The sequence below is a fragment of the Psychrobacter sp. genome (assembly GCF_036731945.1).
In the GTDB taxonomy this organism is placed as follows: domain Bacteria; phylum Pseudomonadota; class Gammaproteobacteria; order Pseudomonadales; family Moraxellaceae; genus Psychrobacter.
This window is the reverse complement of record NZ_DAINDI010000001.1, coordinates 27,390-43,653: the sequence shown is the minus strand read 5'-3', so window position 1 is coordinate 43,653 and position 16,264 is coordinate 27,390. Positions and strand designations below refer to the sequence as shown.

General features: G+C 44.1%; 12 protein-coding genes and 1 pseudogene. 9 read left to right on the top strand and 4 right to left on the bottom strand.

Annotation, left to right across the window (positions count from 1 at the left end):
* Together aceE and V7D75_RS00170 are read left to right on the top strand one after the other, a co-directional pair.
* Nucleotides 1-486 (top strand): annotated as a pseudogene (gene aceE, locus V7D75_RS00175) (pyruvate dehydrogenase (acetyl-transferring), homodimeric type); the annotation flags it as partial.
* A gap of 39 nt (nucleotides 487-525) precedes the next feature.
* Entirely contained in the window at nucleotides 526-2,307 is a 1,782-nt protein-coding gene (locus V7D75_RS00170; protein ID WP_333612912.1) for a 2-oxo acid dehydrogenase subunit E2, read from the top strand.
* Between the two features lie 160 nt (nucleotides 2,308-2,467).
* Here the strand turns inward: V7D75_RS00170 and V7D75_RS00165 are convergent, their stop codons facing one another.
* The gene (locus tag V7D75_RS00165; RefSeq protein ID WP_200661907.1) at nucleotides 2,468-3,103 is read right to left on the bottom strand and encodes an OmpW/AlkL family protein; all 636 of its coding nucleotides are present in this window, start codon (nucleotides 3,101-3,103) and stop codon (nucleotides 2,468-2,470) included.
* An 846-nt stretch (nucleotides 3,104-3,949) separates the two neighbouring features.
* Between V7D75_RS00165 and V7D75_RS00160 the strand changes: the two genes are divergently transcribed.
* Nucleotides 3,950-4,930 (top strand): ion transporter, encoded by a 981-nt coding sequence (locus V7D75_RS00160; RefSeq protein ID WP_333612911.1) that lies wholly within the window; start codon nucleotides 3,950-3,952, stop codon nucleotides 4,928-4,930.
* Between the two features lie 128 nt (nucleotides 4,931-5,058).
* Here the strand turns inward: V7D75_RS00160 and V7D75_RS00155 are convergent, their stop codons facing one another.
* From V7D75_RS00155 to V7D75_RS00145, 3 genes are all read right to left on the bottom strand, one after another.
* A complete protein-coding gene (locus V7D75_RS00155; RefSeq protein WP_333612910.1) occupies nucleotides 5,059-5,724 on the bottom strand; it encodes a TerD family protein in 666 nt (221 codons plus the stop codon).
* 128 nt (nucleotides 5,725-5,852) lie between these two features.
* On the bottom strand, nucleotides 5,853-7,019 hold the full coding sequence (locus V7D75_RS00150; protein WP_333612909.1) for a helix-turn-helix transcriptional regulator: 1,167 nt from the start codon (nucleotides 7,017-7,019) through the stop codon (nucleotides 5,853-5,855).
* Nucleotides 7,020-7,137: 118 nt separating this feature from the next.
* On the bottom strand, nucleotides 7,138-9,969 hold the full coding sequence (locus tag V7D75_RS00145; RefSeq protein WP_333612908.1) for an ATP-binding protein: 2,832 nt from the start codon (nucleotides 9,967-9,969) through the stop codon (nucleotides 7,138-7,140).
* A 372-nt stretch (nucleotides 9,970-10,341) separates the two neighbouring features.
* Here V7D75_RS00145 and rsmG point away from each other — a divergent pair, with 372 nt between their 5' ends.
* From rsmG to V7D75_RS00115, 6 genes are all read left to right on the top strand, one after another.
* Entirely contained in the window at nucleotides 10,342-11,058 is a 717-nt protein-coding gene (gene rsmG, locus V7D75_RS00140; RefSeq protein ID WP_333612907.1) for a 16S rRNA (guanine(527)-N(7))-methyltransferase RsmG, read from the top strand.
* A 180-nt stretch (nucleotides 11,059-11,238) separates the two neighbouring features.
* Nucleotides 11,239-12,024 carry a ParA family protein gene (locus V7D75_RS00135; protein WP_238060173.1) on the top strand — a complete coding sequence of 262 codons (786 nt, stop codon included), beginning with the start codon at nucleotides 11,239-11,241 and terminating at the stop codon, nucleotides 12,022-12,024.
* 103 nt (nucleotides 12,025-12,127) lie between these two features.
* A complete protein-coding gene (locus tag V7D75_RS00130; RefSeq protein ID WP_333612906.1) occupies nucleotides 12,128-13,249 on the top strand; it encodes a ParB/RepB/Spo0J family partition protein in 1,122 nt (373 codons plus the stop codon).
* An 80-nt stretch (nucleotides 13,250-13,329) separates the two neighbouring features.
* Complete coding sequence (locus V7D75_RS00125) at nucleotides 13,330-14,061, top strand: MotA/TolQ/ExbB proton channel family protein (protein ID WP_333612905.1); 732 nt, start codon at nucleotides 13,330-13,332, stop codon at nucleotides 14,059-14,061.
* A 58-nt stretch (nucleotides 14,062-14,119) separates the two neighbouring features.
* On the top strand, nucleotides 14,120-14,563 hold the full coding sequence (locus V7D75_RS00120; protein ID WP_333612904.1) for an ExbD/TolR family protein: 444 nt from the start codon (nucleotides 14,120-14,122) through the stop codon (nucleotides 14,561-14,563).
* A 212-nt stretch (nucleotides 14,564-14,775) separates the two neighbouring features.
* Nucleotides 14,776-16,264, top strand: a 1,489-nt coding sequence (locus V7D75_RS00115) for an ABC transporter transmembrane domain-containing protein (protein ID WP_333612951.1), incomplete at its 3' end; no start/stop codon positions are given.

The following is a 16,264-nucleotide window of genomic DNA, read 5'->3' as shown; positions in this document are numbered from 1 at the left end:
GAAGTGGTGCCATGGGTCACTGAACAGCTTGCCCCGCACGAAGGTATAGTCGTCGCAGCGACCGATTATATGCGCAATTATCCAGAACAAATCCGCGCGTGGTTGCCTGACAATCGTCCTTATACGACTTTAGGTACTGATGGCTATGGTCGCTCAGACACTCGTGAGCAGTTACGTAGCTTCTTCCATGTCGATGCCGCGCACATCGTGGTTGCGACACTTAAGCGCTTAGCTGATGAAGGTGAAGTTGAAATGCGTCTGGTAAAAGATGCGATTTCAAGCTTTGGTATCGAAGCGGATCAACCGCCTGCATGGCAACAACAGCCTCATTATGATCATTTCCCAGATGCCCCAGGCCCTGACAATGTACATCCGAATCCTGTGCCAGAGTTTGTCAGTGAAGATGATGACGAAATAAGCAGCGAAGGCCGCGCAGAAGATCCAGCCGATGCCGCCTTACTCAATGATGACGACGTCAAAGAATAGCCCAAAGACAAGGCAACAATAATATAAGGAGAATTACGGATGGACATTAAAGCCCCCGATTTGGGTGTTGATAGCGCCGAAGTCAGTGAGATTATGGTCGAAGTTGGCGACGTTATTGCAAAAGATGACAATATTATCTTATTAGAATCTGATAAAGCCTCAGTAGAAGTACCAAGCTCGGCTGCCGGTAAAGTCACTAAAATTAGCGTGGCAGTTGGCGATCAAGTCAGCGAAGGCATGGTGCTCATTGAGCTTGAAAGCGATACTAATGCTGACAATGAAAACGACAGTGACAGCCAAAGCACTAGCGCTGATACAGAAAACAAAACAGACGCTGCTGCCGACAAAAAAGATGCAGCGCAGGATAATCAGCAAGCAGATACTAAAACACCTGAGGAAAATACTTCTCAACCGGCAAAACAAGCAAACGAGCAAACAGGCGAACAAACAGGAAAGGCAACCACCCATGCTTTGCCAGACCTAGGCGTTGATGAGGCGCAAGTGTCTGAGATTATGGTCAGTGTCGGTGATATGGTCACGGCGGATCAATCAATTCTACTTATTGAATCTGATAAAGCGTCGGTCGAAGTGCCAGCACCAGAAGCAGGCAAGGTTGAAAAAATATTGGTGCAAGCGGGCGATATGGTCGCCAATGGTCAAGACTTTATCGTGATTATTGGTGAAGGTTCAGAGAGCGCCAGTAATAAAGCTAGTGAATCTAAGGCTGATACTTCTGAGCCGCAAGCGTCCAAGCCAGCTGAAGCAGAAGATAAGAGCGCTGATTTAGACCAAAAAGCCAACAAGCAAACGACTGGTGAGCCTAAACAAGCCGCTAAATCTACGACTAATACTAGCGCTGCAAATGCTAAGCTAACCGAATCGCAAGTCAACGAAAAAATGGTCGATATTTATGCTGGTCCTGCCGTGCGTAAGCTTGCGCGTCAGCTAGGCGTTGATATTACTCAAGTGACGGGTTCAGCGCTTAACGATCGTATCTTAAAAGAAGATTTGTTTGCCCATGTAAAAGACAGCTTGAGTAAGCAAAAAACTGCGCCTGCGAGTGGTAATATGGCAATCTCAAGCCTGCCAAGCTTACCTGACATGAGTAATACTGAGATATGGGGCGAGAGCGAAGTACAAGATTTAAGCCGTCTACAAAAAGTCTCGATACCGCAGCTCAATTACAATACTTTGCTGCCGCAAGTAACGCAGTTTGATTTGTCAGACATCACGGACACTGAAAAGTTACGTGGTGAGCTTAAAGGCGCTATGAAAGCGGAAGGTATCGGCTTCACGATTTTAGCTTTTGTCGTCAAAGCAACTGCTTATGCATTAACCCAGCATCCACGCTTTAACAGTCATTTGAGTGACGATAATACCCAAATTATCTTACGTAAAAGCGTCAATATGGGCATTGCGGTCGCGACGGATGATGGCCTGATTGTACCTGTTATCAAAAATGTGCAAGATAAAGGCTTAAAGCAAATCGCCATTGAGATAGGCGAGCTTGCGGTCAAAGCGCGTTATAAGAAGTTAACCGCTAAAGAATTACAAGGCGCAAGCTTTACCATCTCTAGTCAAGGCAATCTAGGTGGTACCGCATTTACGCCACTGGTAAATTGGCCACAAGTGGGAATATTAGGCGTATCAGAAGCCAGTATGCAGCCGCGTTGGAATGCTAGTAAGCAATCTTTCGAGCCGCGTTTGATGTTGCCGTTATCATTGTCTTACGATCATCGGGTGATTAATGGCGCTGATGCTGCGGTATTTACCCGTTATATCGCAAGTTTGCTGGCAGATCCACGCCGCATTTTGCTATAGGCTTGCTTATTCATTATAATTAGATATATCGTTAAAAGGACTGTCTGCGGATGGTCTTTTTTATATCTCTTATTTAATAAGTAATAAAAGGCATTCACAAACACAAAGAAGCCAGCTATTAAGCTGGCTTCTTTTACTTATATTATAGCAATGGACTATATTAGAACTGTTTTACGAAAGCAACGCCATAAACCCAAGGGCTAATATCGATTTCACCAATATCTGTACCGTTCAACGTAGCATCAGTTTTGATGTCCATATAACGCGCATCAATACGGAAAGACTCAGTCGGCGCAAATGGGATATCTAGTCCGATATGACCAGCAACACCAACGCTATCATCAAGTTTTAGTTCAGTACCTGCAACATTGGCTTTCTCTTTAAAGAAAGTTGTATAGTTCACACCAACACCAACGAATGGCTTTACATTCATAGGCATGTTATAGCCGTCGAAGTGGTACTGTAGTGAAAGAGTAGGTGGTAAATGTTGAGTTCTACCTGTGATTTCACCACCATTTGCATCAGTCAAAGTGAAATCATGATGAAATGGAATAGCTGCTAGTAGTTCAACACCAACGTTATTAGCGATAAAGTATTCGCCACTGATGGTTGGACGTACATCGCCGTCAACATCTACAGAATAATTTGTACTACCTATAGTGACGTTACCATTATCGCTTTTAGGGTCAACATAATGTGCGCCAGCAGCGATAGACCAAGTACCAGCAGGTACCGCAAAAGCAGTGGTCATAGTAAGGGCAGTTGCAGCAGCTAAAACTAGGGATTGTAGTTTCATCGTTAAGTTCCTCAACATAATAGATGTTATTGGTCAGTTTCTAATGAGGGATGGCATCAGTGACCATTAGATAACGTTAGAGTCAGGATATAACTCGTAACATTATTTCTCTATTATAGTACAAAAACCTCACGAGGAGTAAGGTTTTAAACAGGAAGTTAGCTTAATTGTATTTTATGTTACAGTCGTGACGGATTTTATGGGTTAAATTACTCTTTCTATTTTTAAATGCTTGTCTTATGCTACATTTGCGTTTTTAAACATTAGGGCTTGTCTTCAATTCAATCGATGGACATCTAAATGGGCTAAAAATGGTTAAATTTTGCCAAACTTCATCAAATAGCTAGGTAATATCCCGATATTAACGGCGCTATTTTCCTTGTTTGACTGCAATTTATCTCATTCTTATCACCATTTTTAAAATGAAGACACGCCCTAATATTAAACAATGACATGGATAGAAGGATAGATTGGATATTATGCTCGGTTATTGTAGTAACTCTCCGCTGCGCTGCGAAAATGCCCGTTCAATTAAGCTTTTAAACCAAATAGATGCCTGTTGTCCTAAATGTGGCTTGTTTTTGTTACCAGCCCAAAACTTAAGCAATCAATTACGAGCGGATGAGCGTTTTTTACGTTTGATATTTTTTGTCACGGCGCTGCTATTAGTAATCGCGACCTACATTTATTATATAAATTTTGTATAATCATAACGTCTGAAGCAAAAATTTCGATAAATTGTTTAAAAAACCCTCATTGATGCTGCAAGCGCAACTGCCTTTTTGTTGATATCTCCCACCTGATTTTTAATAATATAAAACCGGTATTACACCACATAGGGACGGCATGCTATTTCAATCTATTCGGCGCTTGCGTCTTTTCGTCTATAACATTTTGCAAAACGATGAGCATGACACGCGCTTTAGTCGCTATGTCGATTACTTTCTCATTTTTTTGATTATGGCGAACGTCACGGCGGTTATCGCTGAGTCGGTTGACAACTGGTATTACCCGTATCAAGCGTATTTTACGTGGTTTGAAAACTTCTCTATCGTGATCTTTTCTATCGAGTATTTACTGAGGTTATGGAGTGTCGCTGAAGCCAAACCTGATAATACGACGTGGCGTCAGCGCTGGGATTGGCTAAAAAGTCCATCAGCGTTGATTGATATCATTGCCATTGCCCCCGCATTTTTGAATTTCTTTGTCAGTATCGATTTGCGCTTCTTACGTATTTTGCGCCTATTTCGGATTCTGAAACTTACCCGCTATTTTGCCTCATTGCGTATTTTATTGGTGGTTATCAGTAAGGAAAAAGGTTCGTTTCAAGCGGTCATTTTTATCTTAATTATTATGATTGTGACGGCGTCGAGTGGCATTTATTTGGTCGAAAACCACGCCCAGCCCGAGGAGTTTGAGTCGATACCCAAAGCTATGTGGTGGGCGGTGGTCACCCTGACGACGGTAGGTTACGGCGATGTCACACCTATCACCAATGCTGGTAAGATATTAGGTGCACTTATCACCATACTGGGCGTCGGTCTTGCGGCTTTGCCAGCGGGTATCTTGGCGACGGGTTTGGCAAATGAGCTGAGTCAGCGCCGAGAAGAGCTCGAGCAAGATTTTCGTGAGCAACTGGTAGATAGTAATTTTGATTTGGTACAAAATCAGATGATGATTGAAAAGATTCGTCGCGAGCTTGGATTGGATAAGGAGCAAGCGCAAGAGATAGTGCTACAAGTATTGCGTGAAAAAGAGCTTGAGCGCCGAGAAAAGGAAGTGCGGCAAAAGAATTTTTGTCCGCATTGCGGTGAGCCGTTAGAATAAAGCGAATAGTTAAAAATTTTGGACAAAAATAAAAAAGGCAAAACGTGAAATCTCAACAGCGTTTTGCCTTCTTTAATCGATAGGTTTTTTAATTGATAGCTAAAAATCAATCCGATATTAGTTATGCATCAGTTATACATAGCTGGCGTAATCGGTAGAGCGCGTGCCAATTCATGCGCCACTTCTTGCGCGGCGCTTGCTAAATCTTTTGCCGGTAGCGGCAGATTTTGCAGAGTCAAATGCCAATCGTCCACTTCTCGCTGCAAGTGTGCCGCCCAAAGCGTTACACAGTCACGTGGTAGCTGCTTTAAATTAACCTCAAAAACGCGGTTGCCTTCATCATCGCTTAAATGAATCTCACCTTTTTTGACTCTGCTAAACGGTAGACCGTGGTAAGAGTTAGCGATTAAGGCAATGTGAGTGATATGCGCGGGTACTTTATCCAAATAAATTCTGATTTGCTCTTGGTCAAGGGGCGCAAGATACATCGCTTGCTCGCCGCGGTCTTTGCCGTTGAGACTATCGCCTTGATGTTTGACGGATTCTGCCTTATCCCGTAACTGCTTAAACCAAACGATATCGCTGATGGTGCAGTTGTCGTTATACAATACACAGGCCAAATCGATATCAATCGCGCCTTCATTTTTCTTAAAGCGTTTTTTTAAGTTTTTAAATAAGCCTTTTTGCTCAATCTTGGTAAATTCATAATTGAGCGCAAAAAATAATGTCCCCGTGTCTAAACCCAGCCCTCTTAAACTGTCTGAAAGTAACGGTGATGGGGTAGTGGCTGACATAATATTCCTTTTGGTTTTTTAATTTTGTATTAGGTTTTTAATTGAGATAAACGTTGGCGTATTGGATACAGCGGTTAAATTTTTATCATCGTTAATAATTATAATCATTAGCCACCTTTTTATTGTCGCTATGCATCATTGATGGGTTTGTCTAAAACCGCTTGATATAGGAGGGCGGGTTTGGCGTCTAATAGACCGCTACCAAAACCACGTAACCACCACACCAGCTGCGAGGTTAAGTTGGCGGTTGCGCGTATGGTTAAGGTTTCATCACTATTGATGATTACAGTTTGGTCGTCACTCAGCTTGCTTTCCGTTAAGCTTTTTCCCGCTTGTTTGGTAAATTGTAGCTCAACGGCGGTATGTTTGCCATGATCGGGTAGCTGACTAAATAAAGGATGGCTAAAGCCCATGCCGCCTGCATCTAGATAGTTATCGAGGTGGAAATTATCAGGGGTTTGAGCCGCGCTTTCTAGTATCTCAACGCTGGCAAAGCGATGCAAAGCAAAGGTACGAATAATCACTTCTGGGTCATCGGTACGCGTTGCCAATAGATAAATAATCACCCCACGCTGGATGATGGCAATGGGATTTAGAATGTATTCGCTGGCTTGTGATTTATCGCTGCGGGTATAACTGGCTTTTATTTGCAGTTGATAAAACAACGCATGATAAATATTGTCTTTACTTTCTAGATCAATATGCGGCGCAATCAAAGGCTGCGAGGCAGGCTCGATACGCACCCTATCAATCCATGAATGGGTGACTTTACTATTTTTAAGTTGACGGCGTGCCAAATCAAACCAAGGGAATAGCTCATCTAAAATAACTGGCGGTAGCAGCTGACTTAGATTGGCTTCGACCATATTAAAGGCAACCGCTTGCGATAAATTCATATGCGGCAGACTTTGTAGCGGCGCATCATCTTTCCAGCGCCAGCCTTGCGGATTGGCATTGTTTTTTTCGATAGGAAAGCGTTTGGCAAGGGCATTTAAATCGCGTTGCACGGTGCGTAAACTGATATCAAAACCTGCCAATTTAAGCTGCTCGTAGACATGGGTGGTACCTACCCAACGATTGCGCTGCAACTGCGACAATACTTGCCATTGCCGAGCCGTCGTTGCGGCACCATGGCGATTATCTGCTGCTTCCTCAGACGCTTTATTCTCTGTTACAACTTCTTCATTTTGCGCAGCTAATTCTTTCGTTACTTCTTTAGTCACTAGCGCAGTTGCTTGCTTAGCATTAGCTGCTTGCGATTGAAGACCATCGGCGTCAGTAGAATGTACAGTCATTAAAGATAACCTTTATTCAGTCACGAGTTTAATTTTTATAAGGGTATTATTTATGAATACAGCTTATTAAAACAGCAAAGCCCAAAAAACTCATCATCGCAGAAAAGCATATCAGCGTCTAGAGTTGCTCTGCTGTATTTGCGCAGCAGTCATCTTGTTCTTTCTTGGCTTTTTTTTGCTTATCTTGTTTTTTTTGACGTTTGGCCTTACGCTTTTTTTTGTCCTTTTTCTTCGATTTTTTATCATCGACTTCGTCATCAGCGTTTTGATTTTCATCCCAAAGCATCAAACGACTTAACACTTTACCAAATAGAGTGTCTTTACGGTAGCGACCTTTTTTATTCATGGTGTCGACAGGCAGACCCGTCATTAAGGTCAAGGCTTCACTAAGCGTCTGCACGCCATAAATGTGAAACTGGCCAGCTTGAACGGCGGCAATGATGTCGTCACGCAGCATTAATTGTTTGATGTTGGCCATCGGAATGACCACGCCTTGTTGTCCGGTCAGCTCTTGCTCGCGGCAAGCGTCAAAGAAACCCGCAATTTTAGAATTGATACCGCCAACTGCTTGGACTTCGCCTAACTGATTCATTGAGCCGGTAATTGCAAAAGATTGATTGATCGGGACGTTTGCTAAAGCGGAAAGCAGCGCGCAGCCTTCACTGACCGTGGCACTATCACCATCGATATGAGCGTAACTTTGCTCAAAAGCGAGCGAGGCGCTAAAGTTGAGCGCATGATGCTGACTAAATAAGGCGCGCAAATAGCTGGTCATAATCAACATACCTTTGGCGTGTAAGCTGCCGCCCAAATCGACATCGCGCTCGATATCAAGTATTTCGCCAGCGCCAATATTTGGTTGAATAACGGCAGTCAGACGCGCAGGCATACCAAATTCGCTATCGGCATAGCTGACGACGGTGAGCGCATTGACTTGTCCGACCGCATCACCTTGGGTCTGAATCAGCTGCTGGCCATTTTTTAACTCATCCCAATAAAGATCGCGCAAGTATCCTGAGCGCTCGTCCATATCGTCAATAGCGTGGGTCACGTGCATGGCGCTAACGATATTTTTACCGCTCAAACGCGCATGGCGGTTGGATTCATGCAACAGCTTGATCAATAAATCACTATGCAAACTCAAGCGGTCTTGGTCTTCGGCTTGTAAGCTTAAATGCTCAAGTAAGGCAGCTTGGGCGCTACTATCAAACGGATAAAGGTTGGCATAATCAATGATGTCTGCCATTTTTGCCACCAATGCCAATTCATGTTCAGGGCTACGTGTCACATCATCATGAAAATCGGCACGTACTTTAAATACCGCATCAAACTCCGGCTCCAGCTCGAGTAATTCGTAATATAAATCCGCTTCGCCAAGCAAAATCACTTTAATATCAAGGTCAATCGGTGCGGGTGCAAGCGACAAACTGCCTGTCAAGGTTAGCATCTGCTCAAGGCTAGATAGTCTGATTTTGCGAGATTGCAGGGCGCGTTTAAGGCCTTGCCAGGCGTAAGGATGCTCAAGCAGATGACTGGCTTCTAATAACAAATAGCCGCCATTGGCACGGTGCAGGGCGCCTGCTCGAATCATACTGACATCGGTGGTCACTGTGCCCAATTGGGTGATTTGCTCGACATGACCCAATAGGTTTAAATGCGTCGGCAAATCTTCAAAGATGACCGGGGCGCCATTATCTGGCGCGTGACTGACAATGAGGTTGACCGCATAGCGACTCGGCGTTGTGGCAAGAACGGCCGTCACAAACTCCTCATCATCACCGTTAACGATGCGCTCGACATGAGTGACCATATCGGCAAATACGGTTTTTAGATACTCGACAACCAAGGGATGAGCAGCAAATTGCTCATAAATAGGCGCAAATAAAGGTTGTAGCGCACGACGTGCAATATTGCGATGCAGTGCTTCAATGGCATCATTGGCTTCGTCTTCTAATTGCTCTAAGGCGATGGTCAGCTGACTTAGGCGCTTTTGCATATGGTTCTTTTGGGCAAAATTGTTCAGCTCAGCTTCATATTCGCTTTTGCCGTATTCGTTGCCATACTCGCTGTTAGCATTATCATCATCAAGATTATTTTTAGTAGAGTGCGCAGTCTTTTCTACGGTTGTTTGATTTTTTTGGCTACTAGAAATTTTTGAATGGTCAGTGCTCTGATGGTTTTCTTCGGTAGATAACTTGCTAGGATGGACAAATACTGCTTTATTATCAAATGCGCGAAACGTCAGTGCTAAGTCGTACTGCTTACCTTCGGTATTTAGGTCATCGTAAGCCTGACTTTCTTTTTGATGGGTGTCATTTTTAATCGCTTCGATTTTGCTTTGATACTGGTCGCTACGAAAACGTTGGCTAAGTCGTTTTTTTGCTTGCTGCCATAATTGATTAATCTGCTGCTGCAATATCTGCCCTTGTCCGGCAGGTAGGCGCAGTGCTTGCGGTGTACGCGGGTCAGTAAAATTGTGCACATAAACCCAGTCATCAGGCGTCGGTGCATCAGCGGCAATGCGTTGTAGTAAGCGACTGATCACTGTGCGTTTGCCTAAACCATTTTCGCCCGCGGCAAACACATGATAGCCACTCGCATGAATATCCAGCGCCGTCTGCAAGGCTTTAAGAGCGCGCTGTTGCCCAAAGCCGATATCTAAATCAGGGGCAGTGCGGGTATCGCTCGGTAGCTCATCAGGATTGGTATAACGCTTAAGCTGCTCAGCACTAATAAGGCAGCGTTCATTCACCTCGATAAATACTGGATGAGGCGTACTAGGCGTATCTAAGGTGCGCTCTTGCTCATCAGTCTCGTTCGCTTTTATTGCTGTCGGCTTTGTATTGTCTGGCTTAGATGCTTTTGTTACTGCTGAATTTTTAACAGGTGTTGCCATAGATTTGCTGTCTTTTGAATCTTGATTTATAGGAGTGTTTTGCGGTTCGGTCATAGTTATATAGTAAGTCGTTTTAAAAGGGTGGAATGGTTATTGATTTTTTGCTGTTTGCGCTTTAAGTTTAGGAATGTATTTTTAATCATGCTTACATTTATGAGAGTAAATAAGAACATCTTACAAGATATCGGTGCGTTTTAGACAAGACATTCAGCGCAGTTTTGTATCATAGTAAAGTGAAAGTTTCAGCTTATTAGGCTGCAATAATAGAGATTTTATTACGATGACTTGCTAATTATTCAACAAGATAAGCCCTCGACATAGGCGTAGATAGTATAAGATGGCGTACATTGGCGCAATCTGCAACTATTCAAGGGGCAGAGCGCATGATAAAATAGACGGTTCACATGTCAAAACTGGATAACCCGTATGTCAGATTCTACTAAAACCTCTTCATCGTCTGCTAGCACGGGTAACAGTCATATTGACCCGACAGGTTTTGTCAAGCTCGGTGCGCAATTACCCACACTGGCAACTATTCTCGCGCAAGCAATAGATGAGTTGGGTCTGACGTTAAGCGCGCAGCAACAGCGCACGCTATTATTGTATTTAGACCAGCTTTTATTGTGGAATAAGGCGTATAATCTGACCGCGATTACCGATCCAGTCGAGGCGCTTATCAAACATATCATCGATTGTTTGGCTATTATAACGCATTTACCGTCAGGGTCGCTGCTTGATATTGGTACGGGGGCGGGCTTGCCAGCGGTGATTATTGCTATCTGTCAGCCTGAGCGCCAATGTACCGCCCTCGATAGCAACCAGAAAAAGATTCGCTTTATTAAGCAAATCAGCAGCGAGCTTGGTCTGAGCAATATGCACCCAATCGCCTCGCGTATTGAGGCGCATGAAGCCAGTTACGAGGTGGTCACCTCAAGAGCCTTTGCCAGTCTGATTGATTTTGTCGAAGTGGCTCAGCCGCGCTTGGCAGAAGATGGCTATTTATGCGCGATGAAAGGCAAAGCGCCAAGCAATGAAGAGCTACAGGCGTTAAATGACGCTTGGCAGATAAGGACGATTGCATTAAAAGTACCACGTTTACAAGATAGTCGTCATTTAATTGAATTATCTTATAAAAATGTCTAAGCTATGAGCACGTCACGCTATGCGAGGCAACAATTGTTCTATGATCATAAATGATGTGTACGCTGGTGTTTAAATAGACTTATAGGTAAACGTCAGGTATTTGAGTAATATAATAAGCATGAGCGGCAAAAATACTGTAGTAAAAATCAGTAACAGATTCTAATTAAATTGAGTGAGTGTATGGAAATCATAGCGATTGCGAATCAAAAAGGCGGCGTGGGTAAAACCACGACGGCAGTAAATTTGACCGCCAGCTTAGCGGCCAAGCGCAAGCATGTACTACTGATTGACTTAGACCCACAGGGCAATGCAACCAGTGGCACGGGTGTCGATAAGAACGCCTTGGACTTGACCATCGCTGATGTGCTACTCGATGGTGTTGCATTGTCTGAGGCGATTGTGAGTAGTCCAGCTGGGTTTGATGTCATCGGCGCCAATCGTGATTTGGCGGGGATGGACATTACTTTAATGAGCAAAACCAATAGTCATGAGCTCTTTAAAACGGCAATGGCGCAGTTGGCCAACGATCAAATCGCGACCAATAAATCTGCTTACGATTATGTGATTATCGACTGTGCACCAAGCTTAAACTTGCTGACGATTAATGCGTTGGTTGCCACCGATAGCGTTATTATTCCCATGCAGTGTGAATATTATGCCCTAGAAGGTTTGGCGGATTTGTCGCAGACGATTGAGCGTCTCACTGAACTTAATCCTAAGCTCTATATTCGCGGTGTGGTCAGAACCTTGTTCGATGCGCGCAATACCTTGGCGCGTGATGTCTCTGCTGAGTTAGAGGCGCACTTTGGTGATATTATGTATAAAACTCATATTCCAAGGAATATTCGTTTGGCTGAAGCGCCCGCACATGGCTTGCCAGTTATTGCTTACGAGAGATGGTCAAAAGGTGCGCGCGCCTATCAAAAACTGGCGGCTGAGGTGATAAAGCAGAGCGCATCATTATAAGTTCATGTTGCAAGTTAATAAAAGAACAGCAAATTATATGTATCAGTAAGCCGGTATTAAGCAATATTTGGCTTTTTATTTTAGCGTTAGAGGATAGGTAATCATGGCAAAGAAAAGAGGGTTGGCTGCCAATCGAGGTTTAGATGCCTTATTAGGGTCAATCAAAAAAGAAAAGCAAATTGCCGCCTCTGCCTTACAAGATGACACGGTAGTGCGTGAGCATACTGAGTCAACCAAAATACCACAACCTATTGAGCAAGAAGATAGCACAGCTGCGGCTGTTAACAAGCCTTCTGCCTTACCAGTGGCTGAACAAACCACTGACAATAATAATCGTAAAGCGCGGACGATAAAAAAAGCTCCTGCCAATAAAGCTCGCGCGAACGCCACAGAAAATAGCGCTTCTGAAGACCAAATCAGCTTGGTGCAAATCGATGTGACACGTCTGCGAGCAGGTAAGTATCAGCCGCGCCGTGATATGAGCGAAACGGCGCTGGCAGAATTGGCTTCTTCTATTGAGCAGCATGGCGTTATGCAGCCGATTGTTATTCGTCCATTACTGGCGAATGAAGATAAAAGCGAAGCCTTGGTGACGCACGAAATTATCGCTGGTGAGCGCCGCTGGCGTGCGGCAAAAATGGCGGGTAAATCGGTTATACCAGCCATTGAACGTGCACTATCTGATGAATTGGCCATAGCATTAGCCTTGATTGAAAATATTCAGCGCGAAGATTTATCGGTGATTGAGCAGGCAGCTGCTCTGCAGCGCTTTCATACCGAGTTTGGTATGAGTCACGCCATGATTGCCGAAGTCGTTGGCAAAGCGCGTACGACGGTATCAAACCTTTTGCGCTTGAATCAGCTGCACGATACAGTTAAAGATCATTTGGCAACCAGTGCGTTAGATATGGGACATGCGCGTACCCTGTTGGCGCTATCATCAGAACAGCAACCTATCATTGCGCAAAAAATCATTGATGCCGGCATGACGGTGCGCGAGGCTGAGAAATTGGTTAAGTCAATCTTGCAACCTGCACCAAAAGCCAATCGCACCGAGCAAGTACAGTCTCGCGATGTTGAGCGCTTAACCCAGCGTTTAACTGATATGTTAGGCGCAGAAGTAAAGCTCAAACATAAAAAAGATGGGCAGGGTAGTGTTGAGATATTTTTCCACAATCATGATCAGCTAGCGGCTTTGATCAAGCATATAGAAGCGCAGGCTTAGAGCTTTTTATACCCCTGAACTGGTTATTCAAATGTAAAACCGTCTTTTAATAATTAACAAAAACATAGAAGAGAGTGCGTATGTGGGAGCTGGTAAAAGCAGGTGGTTGGCTGATGACACCTATCGTGGTGTGCTCAATATTGGCGTTAGTAATTATTATCGAGCGTAGCCATACGTTGCAATTTAATAAAATTGTACCTAATAGATTGCGCGAACAGCTGATAACTCGCCTGCGTGAAAACGGCGACATCGGTCGTACGCAGCTGATGAATGTTAAAGAAAAAACCCCTTTGGGTGATATTCTGGCAACTGGCCTGCTGTATCGTCAATACGGCCTCGACTCAATGACAATGCATATGCAAAACCGCGCCAGTGTGCAAGTGCATCAGTTAGAAAAAAATATCAATATGCTCGGTACTATTGGGGCGATTGCGCCGCTGCTTGGGTTGCTAGGTACGGTATTAGGTATTATCTCGTCATTTTTAGCGATTACGGATGGCGCGATGCAAGACCCAACGATGCTGGCTGCTGGCGTGTCACAAGCATTGATTACCACTGCTGCTGGTATGATTGTGGCTATTCCGGCTCTGGTTGCATATCGTTATTTTCAGCGCCGTATTATCGATATCAATGCGCAGTTTGAGACGCAAGCGGGACTGATGATTCAAGAATTGTATGATTATCAATTGCTAGATAATACGCATGCATCTACCATGTCTCTACCTGCTAATGGGTCGGAAACAACTAAAACTAAGGGTTATGAGCTTTCACTTGATACCTCAGATTTAGAGACAACCGCTACAGCAACTTAATTGTGTAACATCACCTATTCGTTGAATCTGTACATTGCAGCCCATTAAAGAGAGCGATATGCGTTTTAGAAAACCGACCGTTGAGCCACTTGAAATCAATCTGACACCGATGATTGATTGCTTGTTATTTTTAATCGTATTTTTACTGCTTGCCACCTCGTTTAATCACTTTAGCCGCTTAAATATTATTCTTCCGGAAGCGGAAGGGGTGGCATCAACAGAAGAGAAAAATAGTATTGAAGTCGCTGTGCAAGAAGATGGCAGTTATCTTGTTAATGGCATCACCCTTGCGAGTAGCGATGAGGCCGAGCTGACTAACATGCTTCAGCAAGAAGCGGGAAGCAATCGTGATATGCTATTTGTCATTGCTGCTGACGCAAACGCCACCCATCAATCTGTGGTACGGGTCATGGATATCGCTGGTAAACTGGGTTTTTTAAATCTCAATATCAGTACGGTTGTGCCACTTGGGCAGCCTTTACCAGAATCTGCGCCGCAATAGATTTTAGGGCGTTTGCTGTATTGCTACAGTAAAAACATCAAACGCCACTATCATGACCCTTGAGGCTTTTACTGCTGTATTTTATGTTCACTTGCCACTGCTGCATTTGTGTCATTTCTTTTTATACCTAAATTGAGGCTTTTATGAGCCAAGCTTATCAACCTGACTCTAAAAAAAATTCTGCTAAGAAGTTTTCAGCAGCGCCATCAAATATGCCCAGGCATAGGACTTTATTACGTCTGTTAAGCTACCTTAAACCTTATTGGTGGGCGTTAATTTTGGTTATAATAGGCTTTGCGATTAATGCGGCGACAGAGATTTGGATTGCCAAGTTATTGCAATATATCACTGATGCCATCAATCAAAACGATCAAAGCAAACAGGATTTATTTCCGTTTATTATTGTGGTGCTGTTTTTTGTCCGCGGCGTGGGCAGTTTTTTGGGTAATTACTATACGGCTTTGGTATCGCGCAATCTTGTTTATGAGTTACGCGTTCAAGTATTCAATAAGCTTTTGCGTTTGCCAAGCTCGTTCTATCTGGCAAATCCAGCAGGGACTATTTCATCTAAGCTCATTTTTGATGTTGAACAAGTGACTGCCGCCAGTACCGATTCGATGAAAACCTTGTTACGCGATGGTTTGACCGTGGTGGCTTTGATAGGTTTTTTGCTTTATAGCAACTGGCGTTTAACTTTGATTTTATTTGTGGTGCTACCACCGATTTTATGGCTGATACGCGTGGCTTCAAAGCGTTATCTAAAGCTGTCTAAAGGTATTCAAGAAACCATGGGTAGTGTCAGCCACATCACCAATGAGGTCATCGGCGGCTATCAGGTGGTGAAAAACTATGGCGGACAAGCGTATGAAGCCAAGCGTTTTGATACAACGTCGAAGAAAAACCTGCGCCAAGGCATGAAGGTCGTTGTGACCAATAGCATTAATACCCCAGCGGTGCAGTTATTGATGGCGATGGCGATGGCGGTCGTTGTATGGCTGGCGCTGCGTCCTGCGGTGATAGATAATATTTCAGCGGGTGAGTTTATCTCCTATATTGCTGCCGCAGGATTATTAAGTAAGCCGGTGCGCTCACTCACTGATATCAATCAAAAATTGCAAAAAGGGCTTGCCGCCGGTGAGTCAATCTTTACTTTGTTGGATGAGCCAGAAGAACAAGACACAGGCATACTTAGCCCGACTTTAGCAGGTGACATTCAGTTCGATAATGTCAGCTTGGTTTATCCTGATTCAACGGTGGCGCTGCGTGATTTTACTTTGGATGTGCGTGCAGGCGAGACGATAGCACTGGTCGGGCGTAGCGGCGCCGGTAAATCCTCTTTAGTCAACTTACTCACGCGTACTTTAAATACGTCCTCGGGGCAAATCACCCTTGACGGTATGCCAATTGACGATATCAAGCTTGAAAGCTTGCGCGCGCAGATTGCGATGGTCAATCAGCAAGTGGTGCTTTTTAATACCACGGTGTTTAATAATATTGCCTATGGCAGCCTAGCGGATAAAAGCCAAGCTGAGGTCGAGCGCGCTGCAAAAGATGCTTTTGCCCATGATTTTATTATGAAAATGCCAAATGGCTATCAAAGTGAGATTGGCGCTGAAGGCTTGCAGCTGTCAGGTGGTCAACGTCAGCGTATCTCGATTGCGCGTGCGTTATTAAAAGACGCACCAATTTTGATTTTAGATG